The sequence below is a fragment of the Streptomyces sp. DF42 genome (assembly GCF_058267695.1).
On sequence record NZ_CM177859.1, the window covers coordinates 8582703 to 8602172 of the forward strand.

The following is a 19470-nucleotide window of genomic DNA, read 5'->3' on the forward strand; positions in this document are numbered from 1 at the left end:
AACGTTCTGTCATGACCGCACCCCTGGCCCTCGATCCCGCGCGCAGTGCCCTCGTCCTCGTCGATCTGATGGACCGGATCGTCGCGCTGCCCCTGGAGCCCCGCAAGGGCACCGAAGTCCTCTCCGCCGCCCAGGAGTTGGCGACCGCCTTCCGCACGGCGGGCGCGACCGTCGTCCTCGTCCGGGTCGAACGCCCCGGCGTCGCCGAACAACCGCCAGGCAGCGGCCTCGCGGCCGGACTCGTCCAGGACGGCGACCTGGAGGTGGTGAAGCGCACGATCGGCGGGTTCCAGGGCACCGGCCTCGACGGTCTCCTGCGCGAACGCGGCGTCACCACCCTCGTGTTCGGGGGCATCGCCACCAACCTCGGCGTCGAGTCCACCGCCCGCGCCGCCAAGGACCTCGGCTACGACCTGGTCTTCGCCGAGGACGCCATGGCCGCGTTCACGGCCGCCGAGCACGACGCGTCGGTACGGCTGGACTTCCCACGGCTCGGCACGGTGGTGACGGTGGCCGAGGTGCGGTTCGTGGCGGGCTGACACCCAGGCGGGCGCGGAAAGGCCCTGCGCAGAAAGGCCGGCGCAGAAAGGCCGGCGCAGGAAGGCCGGCGCAGGAAGGCCGGCGCAGGAAGGCCGATCCCCGCGAACGGCTCGGAAAAGCTGAGGCGGGCCCCTGCGGCGCAGGGGGCGCTCCCCGGCCGGCTGGGCCCCGGGGCCCAGCCGCCGTGTCGCGGAGAGCCGGTCACCCCTGGGCGGCCGCGGTCCCCAGTGCGATGCGGTCCCCGCCCGCGTACACGTTCATGGAGCTGCCCCTCAGGAAGCCCACCAGGGTCAGCCCGGTCTCGGCGGCCAGGTCCACGGCCAGCGACGAGGGCGCCGAGACCGCCGCCAGGAGCGGGATCCCGGCCATGACCGCCTTCTGCGCCAGCTCGAAGGAGGCCCGGCCCGAGACCAGGAGGATCGTGCGGGACAGCGGCAGGTCGCCGTTCTGCAGGGCGCGGCCCACGAGCTTGTCGACCGCGTTGTGCCGGCCCACGTCCTCCCGTATGTCGAGCAGCTCGCCGTTCTCGGTGAACAGGGCCGCCGCGTGCAGACCCCCGGTCCGGTCGAAGACCCGCTGGGCCGCACGGAGCCGGTCGGGGAGGCTCGCCAGCAGCTCGGGTTCGACGCGGACCGGGGGAGTGTCGGCGATCGGCCAGCGCGCCGTCGTACGCACCGCGTCCAGGCTCGCCTTGCCGCACAGACCGCAGGACGAGGTGGTGTAGACGTTCCGCTCCAGCGTGATGTCGGGGATCACGACTCCCGGCGCGGTCCGCACGTCCACCACGTTGTAGGTGTTCGAGCCTCCCCCACTCTCGAATCCGCTCGAGCGGGAGGTGCCCCCACCCGTGGCGCCCGCGCAGTACACGATGTTCTGCAGGTCGCTCTGCTCGGCGAGCACGCCCTCGCTGACCAGGAAGCCCGCCGCCAGCGCGAAGTCGTCGCCCGGAGTGCGCATGGTGATGGCGAGGGGCTTGCCGTTCAGCCTGATCTCCAGCGGCTCCTCGGCGACAAGCGTGTCGGGGCGGGTGGAGATGACCCCGTCCCGGATACGGATCACCTTGCGTCGTTCCGTGACTCGTCCCATGTGCCTCAGTCCCGGTTCTGTGCGTGCTGGTGGCCGAAGCGGCCCTTGATGCAGAGATTGCCGTGGGTCACCGGGTTGTCGTGCGGCGAGGTGACCTTCACGATCTCATTGTCCTGCACGTGGACAGTGAGGTTGCAGCCCACTCCGCAGTACGCGCACACCGTCGTCGTCTCCGGCTGCGCCGACTCGTCCCAGGTACCCGCCGCGCGCATGTCGAACTCCGACTTGAACGACAGCGCTCCCGTAGCAAGGGTTCGCGCACGGTTCGGAAAACCGGCCGGTCCGACCGTTCGGCGCGTAGGGGATACCGTTCATCGCATACGGTCGACGCGGCGCCTTCTCAACTCCCGTGGTACTCCCTAACGTCCGGGATCATGAGTCCCCCTGTCGCGCCGGCCGGCTGGAGCCGCTGGCTCGTTCCCCCCGCCGCGCTCTCCGTCCATCTCTCCATCGGCCAGGCCTATGCCTGGAGCGTGTTCAAGCCGCCTCTCGAGTCGGCGCTGGGCCTCAGCGGCACGCAGAGCGCGCTGCCCTTCCAGCTCGCCATCGTCATGCTCGGCCTGTCCGCCGCGTTCGGTGGCACTCTGGTCGAGCGCAACGGGCCGCGCTGGGCGATGACCGTCGCCCTGGTCTGCTTCTCGTCCGGCTTCCTGATCTCCGCCCTCGGCGCGGCCACCGAGCAGTACTGGCTGATCGTCCTCGGCTACGGCTTCGTCGGCGGCATCGGCCTCGGCATCGGCTACATCTCCCCCGTGTCCACGCTGATCAAGTGGTTCCCGGACCGGCCCGGCATGGCCACCGGCATCGCCATCATGGGCTTCGGCGGCGGCGCGCTCATCGCCTCTCCCTGGTCCGCCCAGATGCTGGAGTCGTTCGGCTCCGACCACTCGGGGATCGCGCTCGCGTTCCTCGTGCACGGACTCGCCTACGCCGTCTTCATGTCGCTGGGCGTGCTGCTGGTGCGGGTCCCGCGCGCCGACGAGCGCAAAAGCACCGAGGGCGCACCGAGCGCCGTCCAGGGCCCGCAGGTCTCCGCCAACAGCGCCGTGCGCACCCCGCAGTTCTGGTGTCTGTGGGTCGTGCTCTGCATGAACGTGACCGCCGGCATCGGCATCCTGGAGAAGGCCGCCCCGATGATCACGGACTTCTTCAAGGACACCTCGACCCCGGTGTCGGTCTCGGCCGCCGCCGGCTTCGTCGCCCTGCTGTCCGCCGCCAACATGGCAGGCCGCATCGGCTGGTCGTCGACCTCCGACCTGATCGGCCGCAAGAACATCTACCGCGTCTACCTGGGCGTCGGAGCGGTGATGTACGCGCTGATCGCACTGTTCGGCGACTCGTCCAAGCCGCTGTTCGTCCTGTGCGCGCTGGTGATCCTCTCCTTCTACGGCGGCGGCTTCGCGACGGTCCCCGCCTACCTCAAGGACCTCTTCGGCACCTACCAGGTCGGCGCGATCCACGGGCGGCTGCTCACCGCCTGGTCCACGGCCGGCGTCCTCGGCCCGCTGATCGTCAACTGGATCGCCGACCGGCAGGAGGGTGCCGGCAAGCACGGCTCGGCCCTGTACACCCTGTCCTTCGTCATCATGATCGGGCTGCTCGTCGTCGGCTTCGTCGCCAACGAACTCGTCCGCCCGGTCCACACCCGCCACCACATCCCCGCCCCGAGGGAGGAGACCGTCGATGTCGAACGACAGCAGCCAGAGTCCGCCTGACCGACGCCCGCTGATCGCCTTCGCCTGGCTGTGGGTGGGGGCACCGCTCGCCTACGGGCTGTACGAACTCGTACAGAAGGCGACCCAGCTGTTCACCGGGTGACGCCCGCGCACACCGGGTGACCGTTCGGGAGGTGTTCGGGCGTCCGATCGTCTGACAGAAGCCGACAACGCGGGCGCCCGTTTCCTGTCGCCTTACCTGCCGTCGTACCCGTGAGTCACTGATCAGACTGGTGGATCCCGCAACCAAGGGCAACGAGGGGACCACCCAATGAACGGCTCGCGCATCGCCGCCGTCGGCCACTACCAGCCCGCGAAGGTGCTCACCAACGCGGACCTGGCGGGCCTGGTCGACACCAGTGACGAGTGGATCACGTCCCGGGTGGGAATCCGCACGCGACACATCGCCGGGCCCGACGAGCCGGTCGACGAGCTGGCCGCCCACGCCGCCGCCAAGGCCCTCGCAGCGGCGGGTCTTACGCCCGGCGACATCGACCTCGTCCTGGTCGCCACCTCCACCGCCGTCGACCGCTCGCCCAACATGGCCGCCCGTCTCGCCGCCCGGCTCGGCATCCCCTCGCCCGCCGCGATGGACCTCAACGTCGTGTGCGCGGGGTTCACGCATGCGCTGGCGACAGCCGATCACGCGGTCCGCGCGGGCGGATCCACCCGTGCCCTGGTCGTCGGCGCCGACAAGATGTCCGAGGTGACGGACTGGACCGACCGTACGACGTGTGTCCTCGTCGGCGACGGGGCAGGGGCCGCCGTGGTCGAGGCTTCGGACGAGTCCGGCATCGGGCCCGTGCTGTGGGGCTCGGTGCCTGAGATGGGGCACGCCGTGCGGATCGAGGGCACGCCGCCGCGGTTCGCCCAGGAGGGGCAGAGCGTCTACCGGTGGGCGACCACCCAGCTGCCGCCGATCGCCCGCAAGGCCTGCGAGCGCGCCGGGCTGGAGCCGGCCGATCTCGCCGGAGTCGTCCTGCACCAGGCCAACCTGCGCATCATCGAGCCCCTCGCCGAGAAGATCGGCGCCGTGAACGCCGTCGTCGCGCGCGACGTCACCGAGTCCGGCAACACCTCGGCGGCGAGCATTCCGCTCGCGTTCTCCAAGCTCGTCGAACAGGGCGCGATCTCCACCGGTGACCCGGTCCTGCTGTTCGGCTTCGGAGGGAACCTGTCGTACGCCGGACAGGTCGTCCGCTGCCCGTGACCTGCGCGTACGTCCCGGTGTGACGCAGGCGACCGGCCGAACCACTGGTCACTGTGCGCCGTAGACTGTAGACGAAAGACAATTCATACTGGCTTTCCGGCTGCGGTTGCTCCGCGCTGCCCAGGAGGGGACCGACCGATGCTGTCGACAGGACTGCCACACGGCGCGGTACCCAAGCTCGAACGGCCCGGCCCGCTGCGCGACCGCGTCTACGAGGCGCTGCTCGAACTCATCACCACGCGTGCCCTCCAGCCCGGCCAGCATCTGGTCGAGAGCGAACTCGCGGGCCACCTGGGCGTCTCGCGTCAGCCGGTGCGGGAGGCGCTGCAGCGGCTGAACACCGAGGGATGGGTCGATCTGCGGCCCGCTCAGGGCGCGTTCGTGCACGAGCCGACGGAACAGGAGGCCGACCAGCTCCTCACGGTCCGTACGCTCCTGGAGGCCGAGGCCGCCCGGCTCGCCGCCGCCAACGCGGGCGGCGCCGCCATCACGGTGCTCGAAGAGCTGTGCGCCGAGGGCGAGAAGGCCGTCGCCGCCGACGACGTGGACGTCGCGGTCGGCATGAACGCCCGCTTCCACACGAAGATCATGGAACTGGCCGGCAACGCGGTCCTCGCCGAACTCGCCGCACAGGTGGACCGCCGGGTGCGCTGGTACTACACACCGGTCGCCCGGCAGCGCGGACAGCAGTCCTGGATCGAGCACCGCGCGCTGATCGCGGCGATCGCGGACCGGGACGAGCAGCGTGCCACACAGCTGATGCGCGAGCACACCGAGCACACGCGGCGATCCTATCACGACCGGGCGAAGGACTGAGCTCCCTTCACGCTGCTGCATGAACGGGCCTCGACCATCAGCATGACCACCAACACGCCCACCAGGGCGAGTAGTTCAGCGACCGCCGAGACGTGGACGCCGAGCAGGGCGGTGGCCAGGGCCACCGGAGCGGCGGCCGCCCGGAACCGCACCGGGTACAGGCTCAGGACCGCCCTGAACGCCACGTCCCCCACGAGGAACAGCGCCACACCGCCCGCCAACGCCAGTGCCGGGCCCGTGTGCACATGTTCGGTGAGGTGGCCCAGCGTCTTCTTCACGCCCGTCGCCAGGTAGGCGATGCCGAGCAGCATCGGCAGGAAGGCGTAGTAGTACGCGTTCATCGCCAGACGCCAGCGATCCGGCGCCGGCGTCGCATCGAACACCGCCTCGGCGCCCTCCTCGTCGCGCACGAAGTACGTCCACCACAGGGCGACCGCGAGCGCCAGCGAGAGGAACGCCCCACCGAACAGGCCCGGTGTGAGCGGCAGTTGGCCGACACCGGTGCCGATTGCGATGACGGACTCGCCGAACGCGACGATCAGCAGCAGGCCATGGCGCTCCACGAAGTGCGCCGGGTCCAGACTGCCCAGCTGGACGCGCATGACGGCGGCCGACCGCCGTCCGTCCGCCCTGCCCGGCCCGTGCTCGGCGAAGAACGGCGTCACGAACTGGAGGAGGAGCGCGAGAAGCCAGAGGCCGTCCGCCGCGAGCCGGTCGAAGAAGCCCGCCGCCGTGACGGAGAGGGCGGCCAGCGCGTTCGGGACGCCGTACCAGACGGAGTCCCGGCCGTGGCTGCGGGTGTAGAGCGCGGTGTGCACGAGGACGACGGCCAGGAAGCCGAGACCGAAGACCACTCCGGTGTCGTCGAAGACACGCGGGATGGCGAGAGCGCAGACAAGGAACGCGCCCATGCCCAGCATCAGCAGCAGGCGGCGGGAGGGGCGGTCCGGCGGCACCTGGTTGGTGAGGTACGCGTAGGCGCCGTACATCCAGAACAGCACCACGAAGATCAGCGCGACCCGGCCCGCCGTGGCGAACGTCAGGTCGCCGGCGAGCAGAACGGTGAGCTGGGTGAGGGTGAAGACGAAGACGAGATCGAAGAACAGCTCGAGGGTCGTGACTCTACGGCCCGGATTCTCCGCCGTTGCGCTGTTCATGTATGTCCCCCCTGGACCGATGCTGACCAGATCGTATGGGGTGGTTCGGCGTCGGGCGCGTGGGTTCCTTTGTCCTGTCAGTGGAGGAAGCCGACGGCGATCCGCGCACAGCTTCTTCTCAGCTTCGCGGTTCGCTGCTACGTTCCCCTCGAAAGCCCGAACAGAGGTGGCCGATTGAGGCGGGGAGGGGGCTCGTGAGACGTATGACGGCACGACCCGCGAACGCTCATCAGGCCAAGCTGCTCAAGCTGTTGCGCGACGAAGGTCCCAACTCCCGTGCCCAACTGGGCGATCAGGTCGACCTGTCACGGTCCAAGCTGGCCGTGGAGGTGGACCGGCTGCTGGCGACGGGCCTGGTCGTGGCCGACGGACTCGCCGCCTCGCGTGGCGGCCGCCGCTCCCACAACGTCCGGCTCAATCCGAAACTGCGCTTCCTCGGCGTGGACATCGGCGCGACCTCGGTCGACGTCGCCGTCACCAACGCCGAACTGGAGATCCTCGGACACCTCAACCAGCCCATGGACGTACGCGAGGGCCCGGTCGCGGTCTTCGAGCAAGTCCTGTCCATGGCAGCGAAGTTGAGGGCCTCCGCGCTCGCGGAGGGCTACGACGGCGCCGGCATCGGCGTACCGGGACCGGTCCGCTTCCCCGAGGGGGTGCCGGTGGCTCCGCCGATCATGCCGGGCTGGGACGGCTTCCCCGTGCGGGAGGCGCTCAGCCAGGAACTCGGCTGTCCCGTCATGGTCGACAACGACGTGAACCTGATGGCGATGGGGGAGATGCACGCGGGCGTCGCACGCTCCGTGGGCGACTTCCTCTGCGTCAAGATCGGCACCGGTATCGGCTGCGGGATCGTCGCCGGAGGTGAGGTCCACCGCGGCGTGACCGGCAGCGCGGGCGACATCGGGCACATCCAGGCAGTGCCCGACGGACGTCCGTGCGCCTGCGGCAACCGGGGCTGCCTGGAAGCCCACTTCAGCGGGGCCGCCCTCGCCCGGGACGCGGAGGAAGCGGCCCAGCAGGGGCTGTCCGGGGAACTCGCCTCACGCCTGGCGGCGAGCGGCACCCTCACCGCCGTCGACGTCGCCGCGGCAGCCGCCGCGGGCGACCCCACCGCCCTCGACCTGATCCGCGAGGGCGGCAACCGGACCGGCCAGGTCATCGCCGGGCTGGTCTCCTTCTTCAACCCGGGCCTGGTGGTGATCGGCGGCGGTGTGACCGGCCTCGGCCACACCCTGCTCGCCGCGATCCGCACCCAGGTCTACCGTCAGTCGCTGCCCCTCGCGACGGGCAACCTGCCCATCGTGCTGGGGGAGTTGGGGCCGACCTCCGGCGTCATCGGCGCCGCCCGGCTCATCAGCGACCACCTGTTCTCACCCGCGTAAGCACCGACTTCAGCACGGATCACATCAGTACCGATCACATCAGTACGGATCACATCAGTACAGCGCCCTGCCCCGCCCTGCCCTGAAACCGGCCCGCACGCCCGCCAAGGGGAACCTCATGGCACCAGAACCACCGCTGCTCAGCATGTCCGGCATCAACCAAGTCGTTCCCCGGAGTCCGGGCCCTCGACGGCGTCGACCTCGACGTCCAGGCCGGTGAAGTGCACTGCCTGCTCGGCCAGAACGGGGCCGGCAAGTCCACCCTGATCAAGGTCCTGTCCGGTGCCCACCAGCCCGACACGGGCTCCATCCGCTGGCGCGGCGAGGAGGCCACCCTCCGCTCGCCGATCGCCGCCATGCGCCTGGGCATCGCCACCATCTACCAGGAACTCGACCTGGTGGAGCACCTGTCCGCGGCCGAGAACGTCCACCTGGGCCATGAGCCGACGGCCGCCGGATTCGTCGTACGGAAGAAGGCCGCGAAGACCTCAACGGCCGGGCTTCTCAAGCGGCTTGGCCACCCGGAGATCGATCCTGCCCGTCTCGTCGGAGAGCTGTCGGCGGCCCAGCAGCAGATCGTGTCCATGGCCCGGGCGCTCTCCCACGACGTACGGCTCATCGTGATGGACGAGCCGTCCGCCGCCCTCGACCCGGACGAGGTCGACAACCTCTTCCGGATCGTCGGCGGCCTGACCGCCGGGGGCGTCGCCGTCGTCTACATCTCCCACCGGCTGGAGGAGATCAGGCGTATCGGCGACCGCGTGACCGTCCTGAAGGACGGACGGGCCGTCGCGGGCGGGCTGCCCGCGAAATCGACACCGACGCGTGAGGTCGTGGCACTCATGACGGGCCGGAACGTCGAGTACGTCTTCCCCGAGCGGCCGACGCCGGCTCCCAGCGGTGCGCCGGTACTGGAGGTCCAAGGGCTCGCCAGGCAGGGCGAGTTCGCACCCTTCGACCTGGAGCTCCAGCCCGGCGAGATCGTCGGTCTCGCCGGACTGGTCGGCTCCGGGCGCTCCGAGATCCTGGAGACGATCTACGGTGCCCGCAAGCCCACCGCCGGTCAAGTCCGCGTCAGTGGGCGGGCGTTGAGGCCGGGAAGCGTGCGCGCTGCCGTCCGTGCGGGGCTCGGGCTCGCCCCCGAGGAACGCAAGGCGCAGGCCCTGCTGATGCTGGAATCCGTCACCCGCAACGTCTCGGTGTCCTCCATGTCCCGCTTCTCACACGGAGGCTGGCTCGACCGAGGAGCCGAACGGGGGGCGGCGCGGGCCGCCACCCGCGCACTCTCGCTGCGGCCCGACAACCCGTCCGTGCCCGTGCGCACCCTGTCCGGCGGCAACCAGCAGAAGGCCGTACTGGCGCGCTGGCTGCTGCGCGGCTGCCGGGTGCTGCTCCTCGACGAGCCGACCCGCGGCGTCGACGTCGGCGCCCGCGCCGAGCTGTACGCGGTGATCCGTCGCCTCGCCGACGAGGGCCTGGCCGTGCTGCTGGTCTCCAGCGAGGTCCCCGAGGTTCTCGGCCTCGCCGACCGGGTGCTGGTACTCCGCGAGGGCCGCGTCGTACACACCGCGCCCGCCCGCGAACTCGACGAACACCGCGTACTGGACCTCGTCATGGAAGGAAATCCGGCGTCATGACGCAGCATGCCTCCCCGCCAGAGCAAGGGGATCAGCGGTCTCGCCGAGTTCGAGATCCCCGGCTCGCTGACGCTCTACTCGGCCATCGTCGACAAGGACAACGTCGACCAGTACATGCCGACGGGCTTCCGCTGACAGATCCCGCCCCGCACCCCCCACTGCGCCATCACGACCAGCACGAGGAGGACATCCGTATGGGACAGCCCCAGCAGTCGGACGGATCGGAGGGCGGGAAGCCGCCCCTGCGCGTCGGCATGGTCGGTTATGCCTTCATGGGCGCCGCCCACTCCCAGGGCTGGCGCACCGTGGGCCGCGCCTTCGATCTGCCGCTCCGCCCGGTCCTCGCCGCGATCTGCGGACGTGACGCGGCCGCCGTGCGCGGGGCCGCCGTCCGGCACGGGTGGGCAGCGACCGAGACCGACTGGCGGGCCCTGATCGAACGGGACGACGTCGACCTCGTCGACATCTGCACCCCCGGCGACAGCCATGCGGAGATCGCCCTCGCCGCGCTCGCCGCCGGCAAGCACGTACTGTGCGAGAAGCCTCTGGCCAACACCGTCGAAGAGGCCGCTGCGATGACTGAGGCGGCCGAAGTCGCTTATCGGAGCGGCCAGTTGGCCATGGTCGGCTTCAACTACCGGCGCCTGCCCGCCACCGCACTGGCCCGCAACATGGTCGCCGAGGGCCGGCTCGGCACCCTGCGGCACGCGAGGGTGACGTACCTTCAGGACTGGCTCGTGGACCCGCAGTTCCCGCTCACCTGGCGACTGCGCAAGGAGCTGGCCGGCTCGGGCTCGCTCGGAGACCTGGGCGCACACATCGTCGACCTCGCGCAGTACCTGGCGGGGGAGACGCTGGCGGGAGTATCCGCCCTGACGGAGACCTTCGTACGGGAGCGCCCCCTGCCCGTCGGCGCCACCAGCGGCCTGTCCGCCGTTTCGTCCGCCGGCTCCGGACCGGTCACCGTCGACGACGCAGCCCTGTTCACCGGCCGCTTCACCTCCGGCGCCCTGGCCTCCTTCGAGGCGACGCGCTACGCGACCGGCCGCAAGAACGCCCTGCTCATCGAACTCAACGGCGAGAACGGCTCGTTGGCCTTCGACCTGGAGCGCCTCAACGAACTGTCGTACCACGACGGTACGGAGCCCGGAACGCACTCCGGCTTCCGCCGCATCCTCGTCACCGAACCCGACCACCCCTACCTGGACGCCTGGTGGCCGCCGGGGCACGGCCTCGGCTACGAGCACAGCTTCGTCCACCAGGCCCGCGACCTCGTCCACGCGATCGCCGAGGGACGGCAACCGGAACCCTCCTTCGCCGACGGACTGCAGGTGCAGCGCGTGCTGGCCGCGGTGGAGGAGAGCGCCGGGAAGAACTCCGTGTACACGCCCATAACCACCTGAGGAGGGTTCAGGAGAATGCCGCGTCAGTTCACGCTCTTCACCGGCCAGTGGGCCGACCTGCCACTCGAAGAAGTCTGCCGCCTGGCCCGCGACTTCGGCTACGACGGCCTCGAACTCGCCTGCTGGGGAGACCACTTCGAGGTCGACAAGGCCCTCGCGGATCCTGCGTACATCGACTCCAGGAAGCAACTGCTCGACAAGTACGGCCTCAAGTGCTGGGCCGTCTCCAACCACCTGACCGGCCAGGCCGTGTGCGACGCGATCATCGACGAACGCCATCAGGCCATCCTGCCGGGCGAGGTGTGGGGTGACGGAGACCCGGAAGGTGTCCGGCGACGGGCGGCAGAGCGCATCAAGGACACCGCGCGGGCCGCGGCCGCCTTCGGTGTCGACACCGTCATCGGCTTCACCGGCTCCGCCATCTGGCACCTGGTCGCCATGTTCCCGCCCGCGCCCCAGGCGATGATCGAGCGCGGCTACGAGGACTTCGCCGAACGCTGGAACCCGATCCTGGACGTCTTCGACCAGGAGGGCGTGCGGTTCGCGCACGAGGTCCACCCGAGTGAGATCGCCTACGACTACTGGACAACTCAGCGGGCTCTGGAGGCAGTTGGCGGCCGCTCCGCCTTCGGCCTGAACTTCGACCCCTCGCACTTCGTGTGGCAGGACCTCGACCCGGTCGGCTTCCTGTGGGACTTCCGCGAGCGGATCTACCACGTCGACTGCAAGGAGGCCCGCAAGCGCCTCGACGGCCGCAACGGCCGCCTCGGCTCCCACCTGCCGTGGGGCGACCCGCGCCGGGGCTGGGACTTCGTGTCCGCGGGACACGGTGACGTCCCCTGGGAGGACGTCTTCCGGATGCTGCGTTCCATCGACTACCAGGGCCCCGTCTCCGTGGAGTGGGAGGACGCCGGCATGGACCGGCTCCAGGGCGCCCCCGAAGCCCTCACCCGCCTGAAGGCGTACGACTTCGAACCGCCGTCGGCCTCCTTCGACGCGGCCTTCGGCAACTGATCCTCCCGGACCGGCGGCAGATCTTCCTGGAGGCAAGTGGCTGATCGTCAGATCTCCGGGATGGCGGCGCATCCCGGCGCACCCCACCCGCCCCTACAACCGGCCCCTTGCTGGAGGCATTGGTGCACGGGAACACCAGCGACGCCGGCACCGACAGAATCGAGACCACAGACGCCGCTTCCGCGGATCCGTCGCCCTCCTCGGCGGCGCGCTCCTCGCGGGCGCATCCCACACCTTCACGGCGCCCCGGGTCGGCGCAGCCGTCGCCGACCCGGGAGCCGCACCGGCGGCAGCCGCCGAGGACTTCCAGCAGGGCACCCTCGCCAAGGGCGAACGGGAGGCCGGCGAGCCCGTTCGCGCGGCAAGCGCGCCGAGCGGGGTGGCTCCGGCCTTCATGCATCTGTTAACTGTCCGTCCTCAGGTCCCGTGACCGGCGGCAGGCCCTGGAGGACCAGAACCTGGTGCGCAGACGGCGCGGCCCGCAGGACCGGGCGCAAGAACATCGTCGAGCTGACACCCGCCGGCGAGGAGTCCTCGTGTCAGGCGGGGGAGGGGGCCGGGCCGCCGGGCGTTGTTTCCGCACCCCGCTGGAGGAGAAGACAGTGGCCACGCTCGTGCGGGCCCTGCAGATGGGGCCGGCGGGCGAACGCGTCTCGAAATGATCGGCGGTCCGGTCCGCGACCGTAGTGGACCGATCACCTCCGGTGACGCCATCGTGCCCGGTCAGGCACGTCCGGGGCCGGGCTCCGGGGCCCGGATATACAGGTGAAGGGCACTCCGAAACATTGGTATTGTTGTCCATGTCGCCGCGGGGAACACCCCAGTCCAGGCGGCAGACACCTTGTCCGGGTGGCGGAATGGCAGACGCGCTAGCTTGAGGTGCTAGTGCCCTTTATCGGGCGTGGGGGTTCAAGTCCCCCCTCGGACACCAGTACCAGTTACGCAGTTGCCAGCTGAGACCCCTGTTGATCAGGGGTCTTTTGCATGTCCGGAAGTGGGTCGGCGGCCCGTCGGGCGCCGCCGGCCCGACTTGCGCTAGCCGGCCCGGCGGCGCTGGCCGCCGTAGAAGGTGGCGCCGGCCGTCAGAAGGGCGAGGCCCGCGCTGATCGCGACGGTCAGTTCGGTGGTGTGCTGCTGGTCCGGGCTGTCGGGCAACCGGGGGTCCAGCAGGCCCAGTGGGTCCTTGCGGATCTCGACGTGGTCGCCGACCTTGGCCTGGCCGAAACAGTTCTCCTGCTGGGACACCTCGTACGTCCGGTGCTCGCCGCCGGTCTCCCGGACGGTGCAGAACATGTCCGCACCGTGCCGGTTGTGCCGGTCGGTCACCTCGGTCACCACGGCGGCGACGGGCTCACCCACGGACTTCATGTAGACCTCGTACACCGCAGGCCCGGCGAAGAGCATCAGCGCGAACCCGCCGAAGGAGGCCAGCGACGCGGCACCGGCTCGATGCCAGGAGCCCCCGATCAGACAGGCGGCGACCGCGACGGACGCCAGCATGGCGACCACACCGATCCAGGTCATCCACTGGCCGATCCCGGCGCCCAGGATCATCGAGCCCGGCAATGCAACCGCCCAGGCAAGGGAGTTGAGCGCCTTGCGCGCACCGGACTTCGGTGGACGCGGCGCGCGTGCCGCGCTTTCGGGTGCCCCGCCCGGTGCCACTGCCGTCTCGTACCCGCTCATGTCCCCCGCTTCCACCGCCTGCACCATCCGACGCCACCGTATCCGCTCCTCGATCGGGAGCGGACCCGGTGGCGGCTGACGCCCCGGCGACCGCGGTGTCCTCGTTCAGTTCGGGCACTGGGCGGGCCAGACCGCGGGCGCTCGTGGTGAGGCCCTCGTCGCGGGCCACCGGCGCGTCCCGGGCGCGGACGGAACCCAGCCCTGCGTCCCCGTCGCGGACCAGCAGACGGGTGCGGTCGCTGTCGGCCGCCACCCGCAGGACCTCGGCGATGCCGGCGGCGGGTCGACCGAGGTGATCCCTGCGGCCGGGATCGGGAGGTCACGCATCGCTGTCTCGGGCTCGGTCAGTGAAGGGGTGAGCAGCGCGGAATGGGTCGCACCGATCAACCCGAGCGGCTTCGACTCCTCGACGAGATGGGTGAGTTGCTCACGGCCTCGGCCCCGCCCGGGCCTCGCGGGCCAGGGCCAGGGCGAGGCGGTCGGCGGAGACGTGGGCGGACCCCCGGGCGACGAACTTGCCGGCGCCCGGGGTCAGTACGAACACGGCCGGCGCGCCCAGGAGGGGGCTGGTGGTACTCGCAGGCGGGTCGATCGGGAGGGGTCACCCTGTGGGTGCCGCGATCAGGGTCGCCGTGGCGGGAGTGCGGGAGGCCCTGCCCCGCAGGGCCCGTCGGTCTGGCGGACGACGTGGTGGCCCCGGTTGCTCGGTGGGTGTCAGGACAGCGCTTGTGACCCGGACCGAGTTCCCTGCCGGCGGGCGCGCTGCGCTGCCCCGCGTGTGTCTCGTCGAAACGCCCACTCCATTGTCGGCTCCACGGTGAAGCGGAAGATCCGCCGGACAGGCGGTGTGCACAGCACGGTCACGATGGCACCGGCGCCGAGTGTGACGGTGATCTCGCCGAGCGGCCCGTGGATCCAGCCGGGGGTGTACCAGCCCCAGAACTTCGACCCCTGGGCGACGAATCCGTGCAGCAGGTAGCCGTACAGGGTGCCCGCGCCCAGTGCGGTGAACCACATGCGGCGCCCTGGCACCCAGGCGAGGAAGCAGGCGACCAGGACCATCGAGCAGCCGAAGACGGCCAGTGTCATCACCGGCCCGTACCAGGCGGGCGCGCCCAGCTCCTGGGCGCTGTCGCGGTGGAAGAACCAGGCGCCGGTCATCCGGGGGGCCGCCCAGTACGACACCACGAGCGCACCGGCGAACACCGGCACGGCCAGCACACGCGCCCGCCAGCGGCGCACCAGCCGGAAGTGCTCCGGCCGCAGGCAGAGGCCGAACACGAAGTAGGGGAGGAACTGCAGCACACGCTGCAGGTCGAGGTCGTTGCCGATGGACGGGGAGACGGTCGCCAGCATCGCGACGACGAGCGCGGCCGGAAGCGGCCACCGCGCGTTCCGCCAGATCGGCGTCGTCAGCCGCCAGATGAACAGCGCGATCAAAAACCACGTCAGATACAGGGGGTCCAGGACGGTGACCGGCCGGTCCGGGACACCGTCGGTCCAGCGGGTGAAAAGGGTGTACGCCGCCTCGAAGACGACGTACGGGACGGCGACACCGGTCACGAGCCGTCTGATCTTCGCCGGGCTCGCGTCGAACCCACGGGAGAAATAGCCGGAGATGACGATGAACGCCGGCATGTGGAAGGCGTAGACGAGGTTGTAGAGCGCGGTGACGGTCCGGCTGCCGTCCCGCAGCGGCTCCCACGAGTGGCCCATCGCCACCAGCACGATCGCCAGATACTTCGCGTTGTCGAAATAGGCGTCGCGCTGTGTCGCCCGCCCTTCTTGCGCACCCCGTGCGGAAACCTCGCTTGCGGGTGAGTGTCGGGCCTGGGTCACGGCTGTGGTCTGGGGGTGGGACATCCCACGCGCCTCACCGGTTCTGTGAGACGTAAACCCCCTCTCACTACGATGGAGCGGGCGCCGGCCGGTGCGGTGCACTACCGGGAGGTGGCGTGGGGAAGCAGGACAGGAGTGACGGCCCGGAGGCGGACGCGCCTGCTCGCCGGCGCGGGCAGGGGCAGCTGGAGGCCCAGGTGCTGTCCGCCCTGCGGGCCGCGCCGGAGCCGGTGCCGGCGGGCTGGGTGCGCGAGCGCCTCGGCGGCACCCTCGCCTACACCACCGTCATCACCATCCTGACCCGGCTCCAGGCCAAGGGCGTGGTGACCCGGCAGCGGGTGGGCCGCTCCTTCGCGTGGACGGCCGCGGCGGACGAGGCGGGCCTGGCCGCGCACCGCATGCGCAGGGTGCTGGACGGTGAGACCGACCGGGAGGCGGTGCTGGCCAGCTTCGTCTCCTCCCTGCCGCCCCAGGACGAGGAACTGCTGCGCAAGCTCCTTCGGGAGACCGGAGCCAGTGACGGTGACTCGCGGGAAGAAGGTCGGGAGTCCTGACCCTTGGGCGTGTTCGTGGTCCGGCCGCTCGGCCTGCCCTTGACCGGGTGGCCCGTCAGGCGTCTCGCCGAACACCGGCTGCATCCGCGGGCGGCGACCCGTCTGCTCTCCGCCGCCGGCATGCTGGGCCTGCGCAGCAGGCAGCGGCACAGGCAGTCGGCGACCGGCGCATTCGCCAGGGCAGCCCTTCTCCCGGCCGGCGCCCGCGCCCACCCCTGGCGGCTCTCTCCAACCGTGTCCTCAGCGAACTCGGCGCACTCGTCGAACTCGACGGTCACGATGTTCCTGGTCCTCAAGGCGGCGACCCCGCGTAGGCCGTCGGGGGCGCCGCCGGACCGGTCAGAGGTCGAACTCGTGCGGCGGCAGGTCGAGGGTGAAGCAGGCCTCCCGTACGACGGCCTGCTCCGTCTTGTCGAAGTCTCCGTCGGCGCCGCCGATCACGATGCCGATCTGGACGACGGCACGGGCCTCGGCAGGCTTCTTCTTCGCCTTGGCGATCTCCTGCAGCACGCTGACCTTGCCGAAGGCGAAGTCGGTCGTCAGCTTGTTCAGGTTCTCCTCGAAGCGGCGGCGCAGGTCGTCGGCGGGGAAGTTCTGCAGGACCTCGTTGGTGGCGATGAGCTGGGCGACGCGCTGCCGCTCGGCCGGGTCGATGGTGCCGTCGGCCGCCGCGACCAGGGCGCACATCGCCATGCTGGCGTCGCGGAAGGCGCCGCTCTTCAGGTCGTTCTTCTTCGCCACGAGCTGGGTCTGCATCGTCGACGCGGATTCCTTGATGCGGTCCCACAGGGCCATGAGAACTCCAGTCGTTCAGGTCGGGGCTCGGCCCGCCCGGTCGGCAGCCCGATGCCTCATCGGTGTCTACAGCAACGTAGAAACTATTGGCCCGGCGGATAAGTTCCGACCCTCTCCGCAAAGTTCACGAGGCTGACGGGGCCCGCGGAAGCCGGGGCCCGCAGAAAATGCGGTGCTCCGCTCCCCTCGCGTTCCCTACACTCAGCACGCATCGTGCGTCGCCGTGACGTGCGGGACGAGTGACGAGGGGAGACCGGCCATGCAGTACCGCACCGCTGTCGTCGTCCCTCACTCGCAGTACGAGGTGATCCTCGTGTCCCCGTCCTCCCGGTGCCCGCTGCGCGGCCGGCACCGGATGCCCGTGACGAGCGACTGAGCACGCCAACACCGGCTGTACAACGGACTGTTGACGTCCCATCAAGCCATGGTCGTGCCCGTGGTCATGCACCGTGCGTTCCTCTCATGGCTTCTCATGGCTTCTCATGTCCTCGTACGGGAATCGCGCTGCCCTGTTCCGATCGCCAAGATCAGCAGAAAGGCCAACGGGCCGTGCGCACCAACCCCAACACCCTCGCCGTCGTCCGCAACCTCGGCATCCTCGCCCATGTCGACGCCGGCAAGACCACCGTGACCGAGCGGATCCTGTACGCCACCGGCACCACGCACCGGCGCGGCGAGGTCCACGACGGCACCACCGTCACCGACTTCGACCCGCAGGAGCGCGACCGTGGGATCACCATCTTCGCCGCCGCGGTGAGCTGCGCCTGGGACGGTCACCGGATCAACCTCATCGACACGCCTGGGCATGTGGACTTCGCCGACGAGGTGGAGCGCTCCTTGCGGGTGCTCGACGGCGCGGTCGCGGTGTTCGACGCCGTGGCGGGGGTCGAGCCGCAGAGCGAGTCCGTGTGGCGGCAGGCCGACCGGCACGGCGTGCCGAGGATCGCCTTCGTCAACAAGCTGGACCGCGCGGGCGCCGACCTCGACGCGGCCGTCGCGTCGATCCGGGAACGGCTCCATCCGGCGCCGCTGGTCGTGCAGTTGCCGATCGGAGCGGAGGACGCCTTCAGCGGTGTCGTCGACCTCGTGCGTATGAGGTCGCTGATCTGGGGCGAGGGGAGCGACACGGCCGTGGAGGGGCCGGTGCCCGAGGAGTTGCGCGAGGAGGCCTACCGGCGTCGGCGGCGGCTGGAGGAGACAGTGGCCGAACTGCACACCGGCGCGCTGGAGGAGTTCTGCGCGCAGTCGGCCCTGTCCCCGTCGACCCTGGTCGCCGCCCTGCGGGAGCTGACCCGCAGCGGCGAAGGCGTGGTGGTGCTGTGCGGTTCGGCCTACCGCAACCGCGGGATCGAGCCGCTGCTCGACGCCGTGGTCTCGTATCTGCCCTCGCCGCTCGACGTGCCCGCCGTACGGGGCACGTTCGAGGGGGCGGAGCAGGAGCGGGCGGCCGATTCGGCGGCTCCGTTCGCGGCGCTGGCGTTCAAGGTGAACGCCACCCCGACCGGGCGGCTGACGTATCTGCGGGTGTATTCGGGAACGATCGAGAAGGGAGACGCCGTGTGGGACACGGGCGCGCGCCGTACCGAGCGGATCGGGCGGATCCTGCGAGTCCGGGCCGACCGTCACGCCCGCCTGGACCGGGCGGTCGCCGGGGACATCGTCGCCGTGGTCGGGCTGAAGTCCGCCCGCGCCGGCTCGACCCTGTGCGCCCCCGGCGCCCCGATCGTCCTCGAACCGCCCGGTGTCACCGACCCGGTGGTCTCCGTGGCGGTCGAGGCCCGTACGTCGACCGACGCCGACAAGCTGGTCTCGGCGCTCGCGCGGCTGACCGAGGAGGACCCCTCGCTGGTCGTGCGGTCCGACCCCGAGACCGGCCAGACGGTGCTGTCGGGGATGGGCGAACTGCATCTCGAGGTCGCGGCGGAGAAGGTCCGCCGCGCCCACGGGGTGGAGGTCAACGTCGGCCGTCCGAGGGTGAGTTACCGCGAGACAGTCGGGCGCGGGGTGTCCGGGCTGGTCTTCCGGCACGTCAAACAGGACGGCGGAGCAGGGCAGTTCGCGCATGTCGTCCTCGATGTCGAGCCGCTGGAGGACGGGTTCGAGTTCCGCTCGGCCGTCGTCGGCGGGCGGGTGCCGCAGGAGTACGTCCGGGCGGTCGAGGCCGGCTGCCGGGACGCTCTCGCCGAGGGCCCGCTGGGCGCGCACCCCGTGACCGGGCTGCGCGTGACCCTCACCGACGGGGCGACCCATGTGAAGGACTCCTCGGACACCGCCTTCCGCACGGCAGGCAGACTCGGTCTCCGGGAAGCCCTGCGCACCTGCGTGATGGTTCTTCTGGAACCGGTCGTGGAGGTCACGGTCACCGTCCCCGAGGACGCCGTCGGCGGTGTGCTCGGCGACCTCGCCGCGCGCCGCGGCCGGGTCTCGGGCTCGGCCATGCGCGGTGGCGCGGCGGTCGTCACGGCCACCGTGCCGCTGGCCGAACTCTTCGGCTACGCGACCCGGTTGCGCAGCCGGACGCAGGGCCGGGGCACCTTCACCGCCCGGCCCACCGGCTACGCACCGGCGCCGGCCGTGACACCGGTCCGGTGACCGGCCGGGCGGCCCCTCCCGCATGCGGGAGGGGCCGCCTC

General features: G+C 70.7%; 15 protein-coding genes, 1 tRNA gene and 3 pseudogenes. 13 read left to right on the forward strand and 6 right to left on the reverse strand.

Features of this window, described 5'->3' with window-relative positions:
- Positions 1-11: 11 nt before the first annotated feature.
- The gene (locus ACYUED_RS39490; RefSeq protein ID WP_491289220.1) at positions 12-539 is read left to right on the forward strand and encodes an isochorismatase family protein; all 528 of its coding nucleotides are present in this window, start codon (positions 12-14) and stop codon (positions 537-539) included.
- Positions 540-741: 202 nt separating this feature from the next.
- On the opposite strand, the gene fdhD is transcribed toward ACYUED_RS39490, so the two are convergent.
- Entirely contained in the window at positions 742-1626 is an 885-nt protein-coding gene (gene fdhD, locus ACYUED_RS39495; protein ID WP_491289221.1) for a formate dehydrogenase accessory sulfurtransferase FdhD, read from the reverse strand.
- 5 nt (positions 1627-1631) lie between these two features.
- Positions 1632-1871 (reverse strand): annotated as a pseudogene (locus ACYUED_RS39500) (2Fe-2S iron-sulfur cluster-binding protein); the annotation flags it as partial.
- Positions 1872-2000: 129 nt separating this feature from the next.
- Here ACYUED_RS39500 and ACYUED_RS39505 point away from each other — a divergent pair.
- The 4 genes from ACYUED_RS39505 to ACYUED_RS39520 all read left to right on the forward strand — a co-directional run bounded on the left by ACYUED_RS39505 (position 2001) and on the right by ACYUED_RS39520 (position 5367).
- A complete protein-coding gene (locus ACYUED_RS39505) occupies positions 2001-3341 on the forward strand; it encodes an OFA family MFS transporter (RefSeq protein WP_491289222.1) in 1341 nt (446 codons plus the stop codon).
- Positions 3310-3444, forward strand: a complete 135-nt coding sequence (locus tag ACYUED_RS39510) for an MFS transporter small subunit (RefSeq protein WP_266525301.1) — start codon at positions 3310-3312, stop codon at positions 3442-3444. The genes ACYUED_RS39505 and ACYUED_RS39510 overlap by 32 nt, the downstream gene beginning before the upstream one ends.
- Before the next feature lie 168 nt (positions 3445-3612).
- Positions 3613-4551 (forward strand): beta-ketoacyl-ACP synthase III, encoded by a 939-nt coding sequence (locus ACYUED_RS39515; RefSeq protein ID WP_491289223.1) that lies wholly within the window; start codon positions 3613-3615, stop codon positions 4549-4551.
- Positions 4552-4689: 138 nt separating this feature from the next.
- A complete protein-coding gene (locus ACYUED_RS39520) occupies positions 4690-5367 on the forward strand; it encodes a GntR family transcriptional regulator (RefSeq protein ID WP_491289224.1) in 678 nt (225 codons plus the stop codon).
- Here the strand turns inward: ACYUED_RS39520 and ACYUED_RS39525 are convergent.
- The gene (locus tag ACYUED_RS39525; RefSeq protein ID WP_491289225.1) at positions 5346-6524 is read right to left on the reverse strand and encodes a low temperature requirement protein A; all 1179 of its coding nucleotides are present in this window, start codon (positions 6522-6524) and stop codon (positions 5346-5348) included. The two genes, ACYUED_RS39520 and ACYUED_RS39525, sit on opposite strands and share 22 nt — an antisense overlap.
- Positions 6525-6727: 203 nt before the next feature.
- Between ACYUED_RS39525 and ACYUED_RS39530 the strand changes: the two genes are divergently transcribed.
- The 6 genes and pseudogenes from ACYUED_RS39530 to ACYUED_RS39555 all read left to right on the forward strand — a co-directional run bounded on the left by ACYUED_RS39530 (position 6728) and on the right by ACYUED_RS39555 (position 12894).
- The gene (locus tag ACYUED_RS39530; RefSeq protein ID WP_491289226.1) at positions 6728-7909 is read left to right on the forward strand and encodes an ROK family transcriptional regulator; all 1182 of its coding nucleotides are present in this window, start codon (positions 6728-6730) and stop codon (positions 7907-7909) included.
- Positions 7910-8027: 118 nt separating this feature from the next.
- Positions 8028-9546: pseudogene (locus ACYUED_RS39535) on the forward strand (sugar ABC transporter ATP-binding protein).
- 18 nt (positions 9547-9564) lie between these two features.
- Positions 9565-9681, forward strand: a pseudogene (locus tag ACYUED_RS39540) (sugar ABC transporter substrate-binding protein); the annotation flags it as partial.
- Positions 9682-9740: 59 nt separating this feature from the next.
- Complete coding sequence (locus ACYUED_RS39545; protein ID WP_491289227.1) at positions 9741-10949, forward strand: Gfo/Idh/MocA family protein; 1209 nt, start codon at positions 9741-9743, stop codon at positions 10947-10949.
- Between the two features lie 15 nt (positions 10950-10964).
- Positions 10965-11963 carry a sugar phosphate isomerase/epimerase family protein gene (locus ACYUED_RS39550; protein WP_491289228.1) on the forward strand — a complete coding sequence of 333 codons (999 nt, stop codon included), beginning with the start codon at positions 10965-10967 and terminating at the stop codon, positions 11961-11963.
- 843 nt (positions 11964-12806) lie between these two features.
- Positions 12807-12894, forward strand: a tRNA-Leu gene (locus ACYUED_RS39555).
- A 104-nt stretch (positions 12895-12998) separates the two neighbouring features.
- Here ACYUED_RS39555 and ACYUED_RS39560 read toward each other — a convergent pair.
- Both ACYUED_RS39560 and ACYUED_RS39565 read right to left on the reverse strand, forming a co-directional pair.
- Positions 12999-13676, reverse strand: a complete 678-nt coding sequence (locus tag ACYUED_RS39560) for a hypothetical protein (protein ID WP_491289229.1) — start codon at positions 13674-13676, stop codon at positions 12999-13001.
- Positions 13677-14363: 687 nt separating this feature from the next.
- Positions 14364-15512 (reverse strand): acyltransferase family protein, encoded by a 1149-nt coding sequence (locus ACYUED_RS39565; RefSeq protein ID WP_491289230.1) that lies wholly within the window; start codon positions 15510-15512, stop codon positions 14364-14366.
- A 92-nt stretch (positions 15513-15604) separates the two neighbouring features.
- On the opposite strand from ACYUED_RS39565, the gene ACYUED_RS39570 reads away from it, so the two are divergent.
- Complete coding sequence (locus tag ACYUED_RS39570; RefSeq protein WP_491289231.1) at positions 15605-16042, forward strand: BlaI/MecI/CopY family transcriptional regulator; 438 nt, start codon at positions 15605-15607, stop codon at positions 16040-16042.
- 339 nt (positions 16043-16381) lie between these two features.
- Here the strand turns inward: ACYUED_RS39570 and ACYUED_RS39575 are convergent, their stop codons facing one another.
- Positions 16382-16837 (reverse strand): tellurite resistance TerB family protein, encoded by a 456-nt coding sequence (locus ACYUED_RS39575; protein ID WP_232650709.1) that lies wholly within the window; start codon positions 16835-16837, stop codon positions 16382-16384.
- Positions 16838-17386: 549 nt separating this feature from the next.
- On the opposite strand from ACYUED_RS39575, the gene fusA reads away from it, so the two are divergent.
- On the forward strand, positions 17387-19429 hold the full coding sequence (gene fusA, locus ACYUED_RS39580; RefSeq protein ID WP_491289232.1) for an elongation factor G: 2043 nt from the start codon (positions 17387-17389) through the stop codon (positions 19427-19429).
- The last annotated feature ends 41 nt before the right edge of the window (positions 19430-19470 follow it).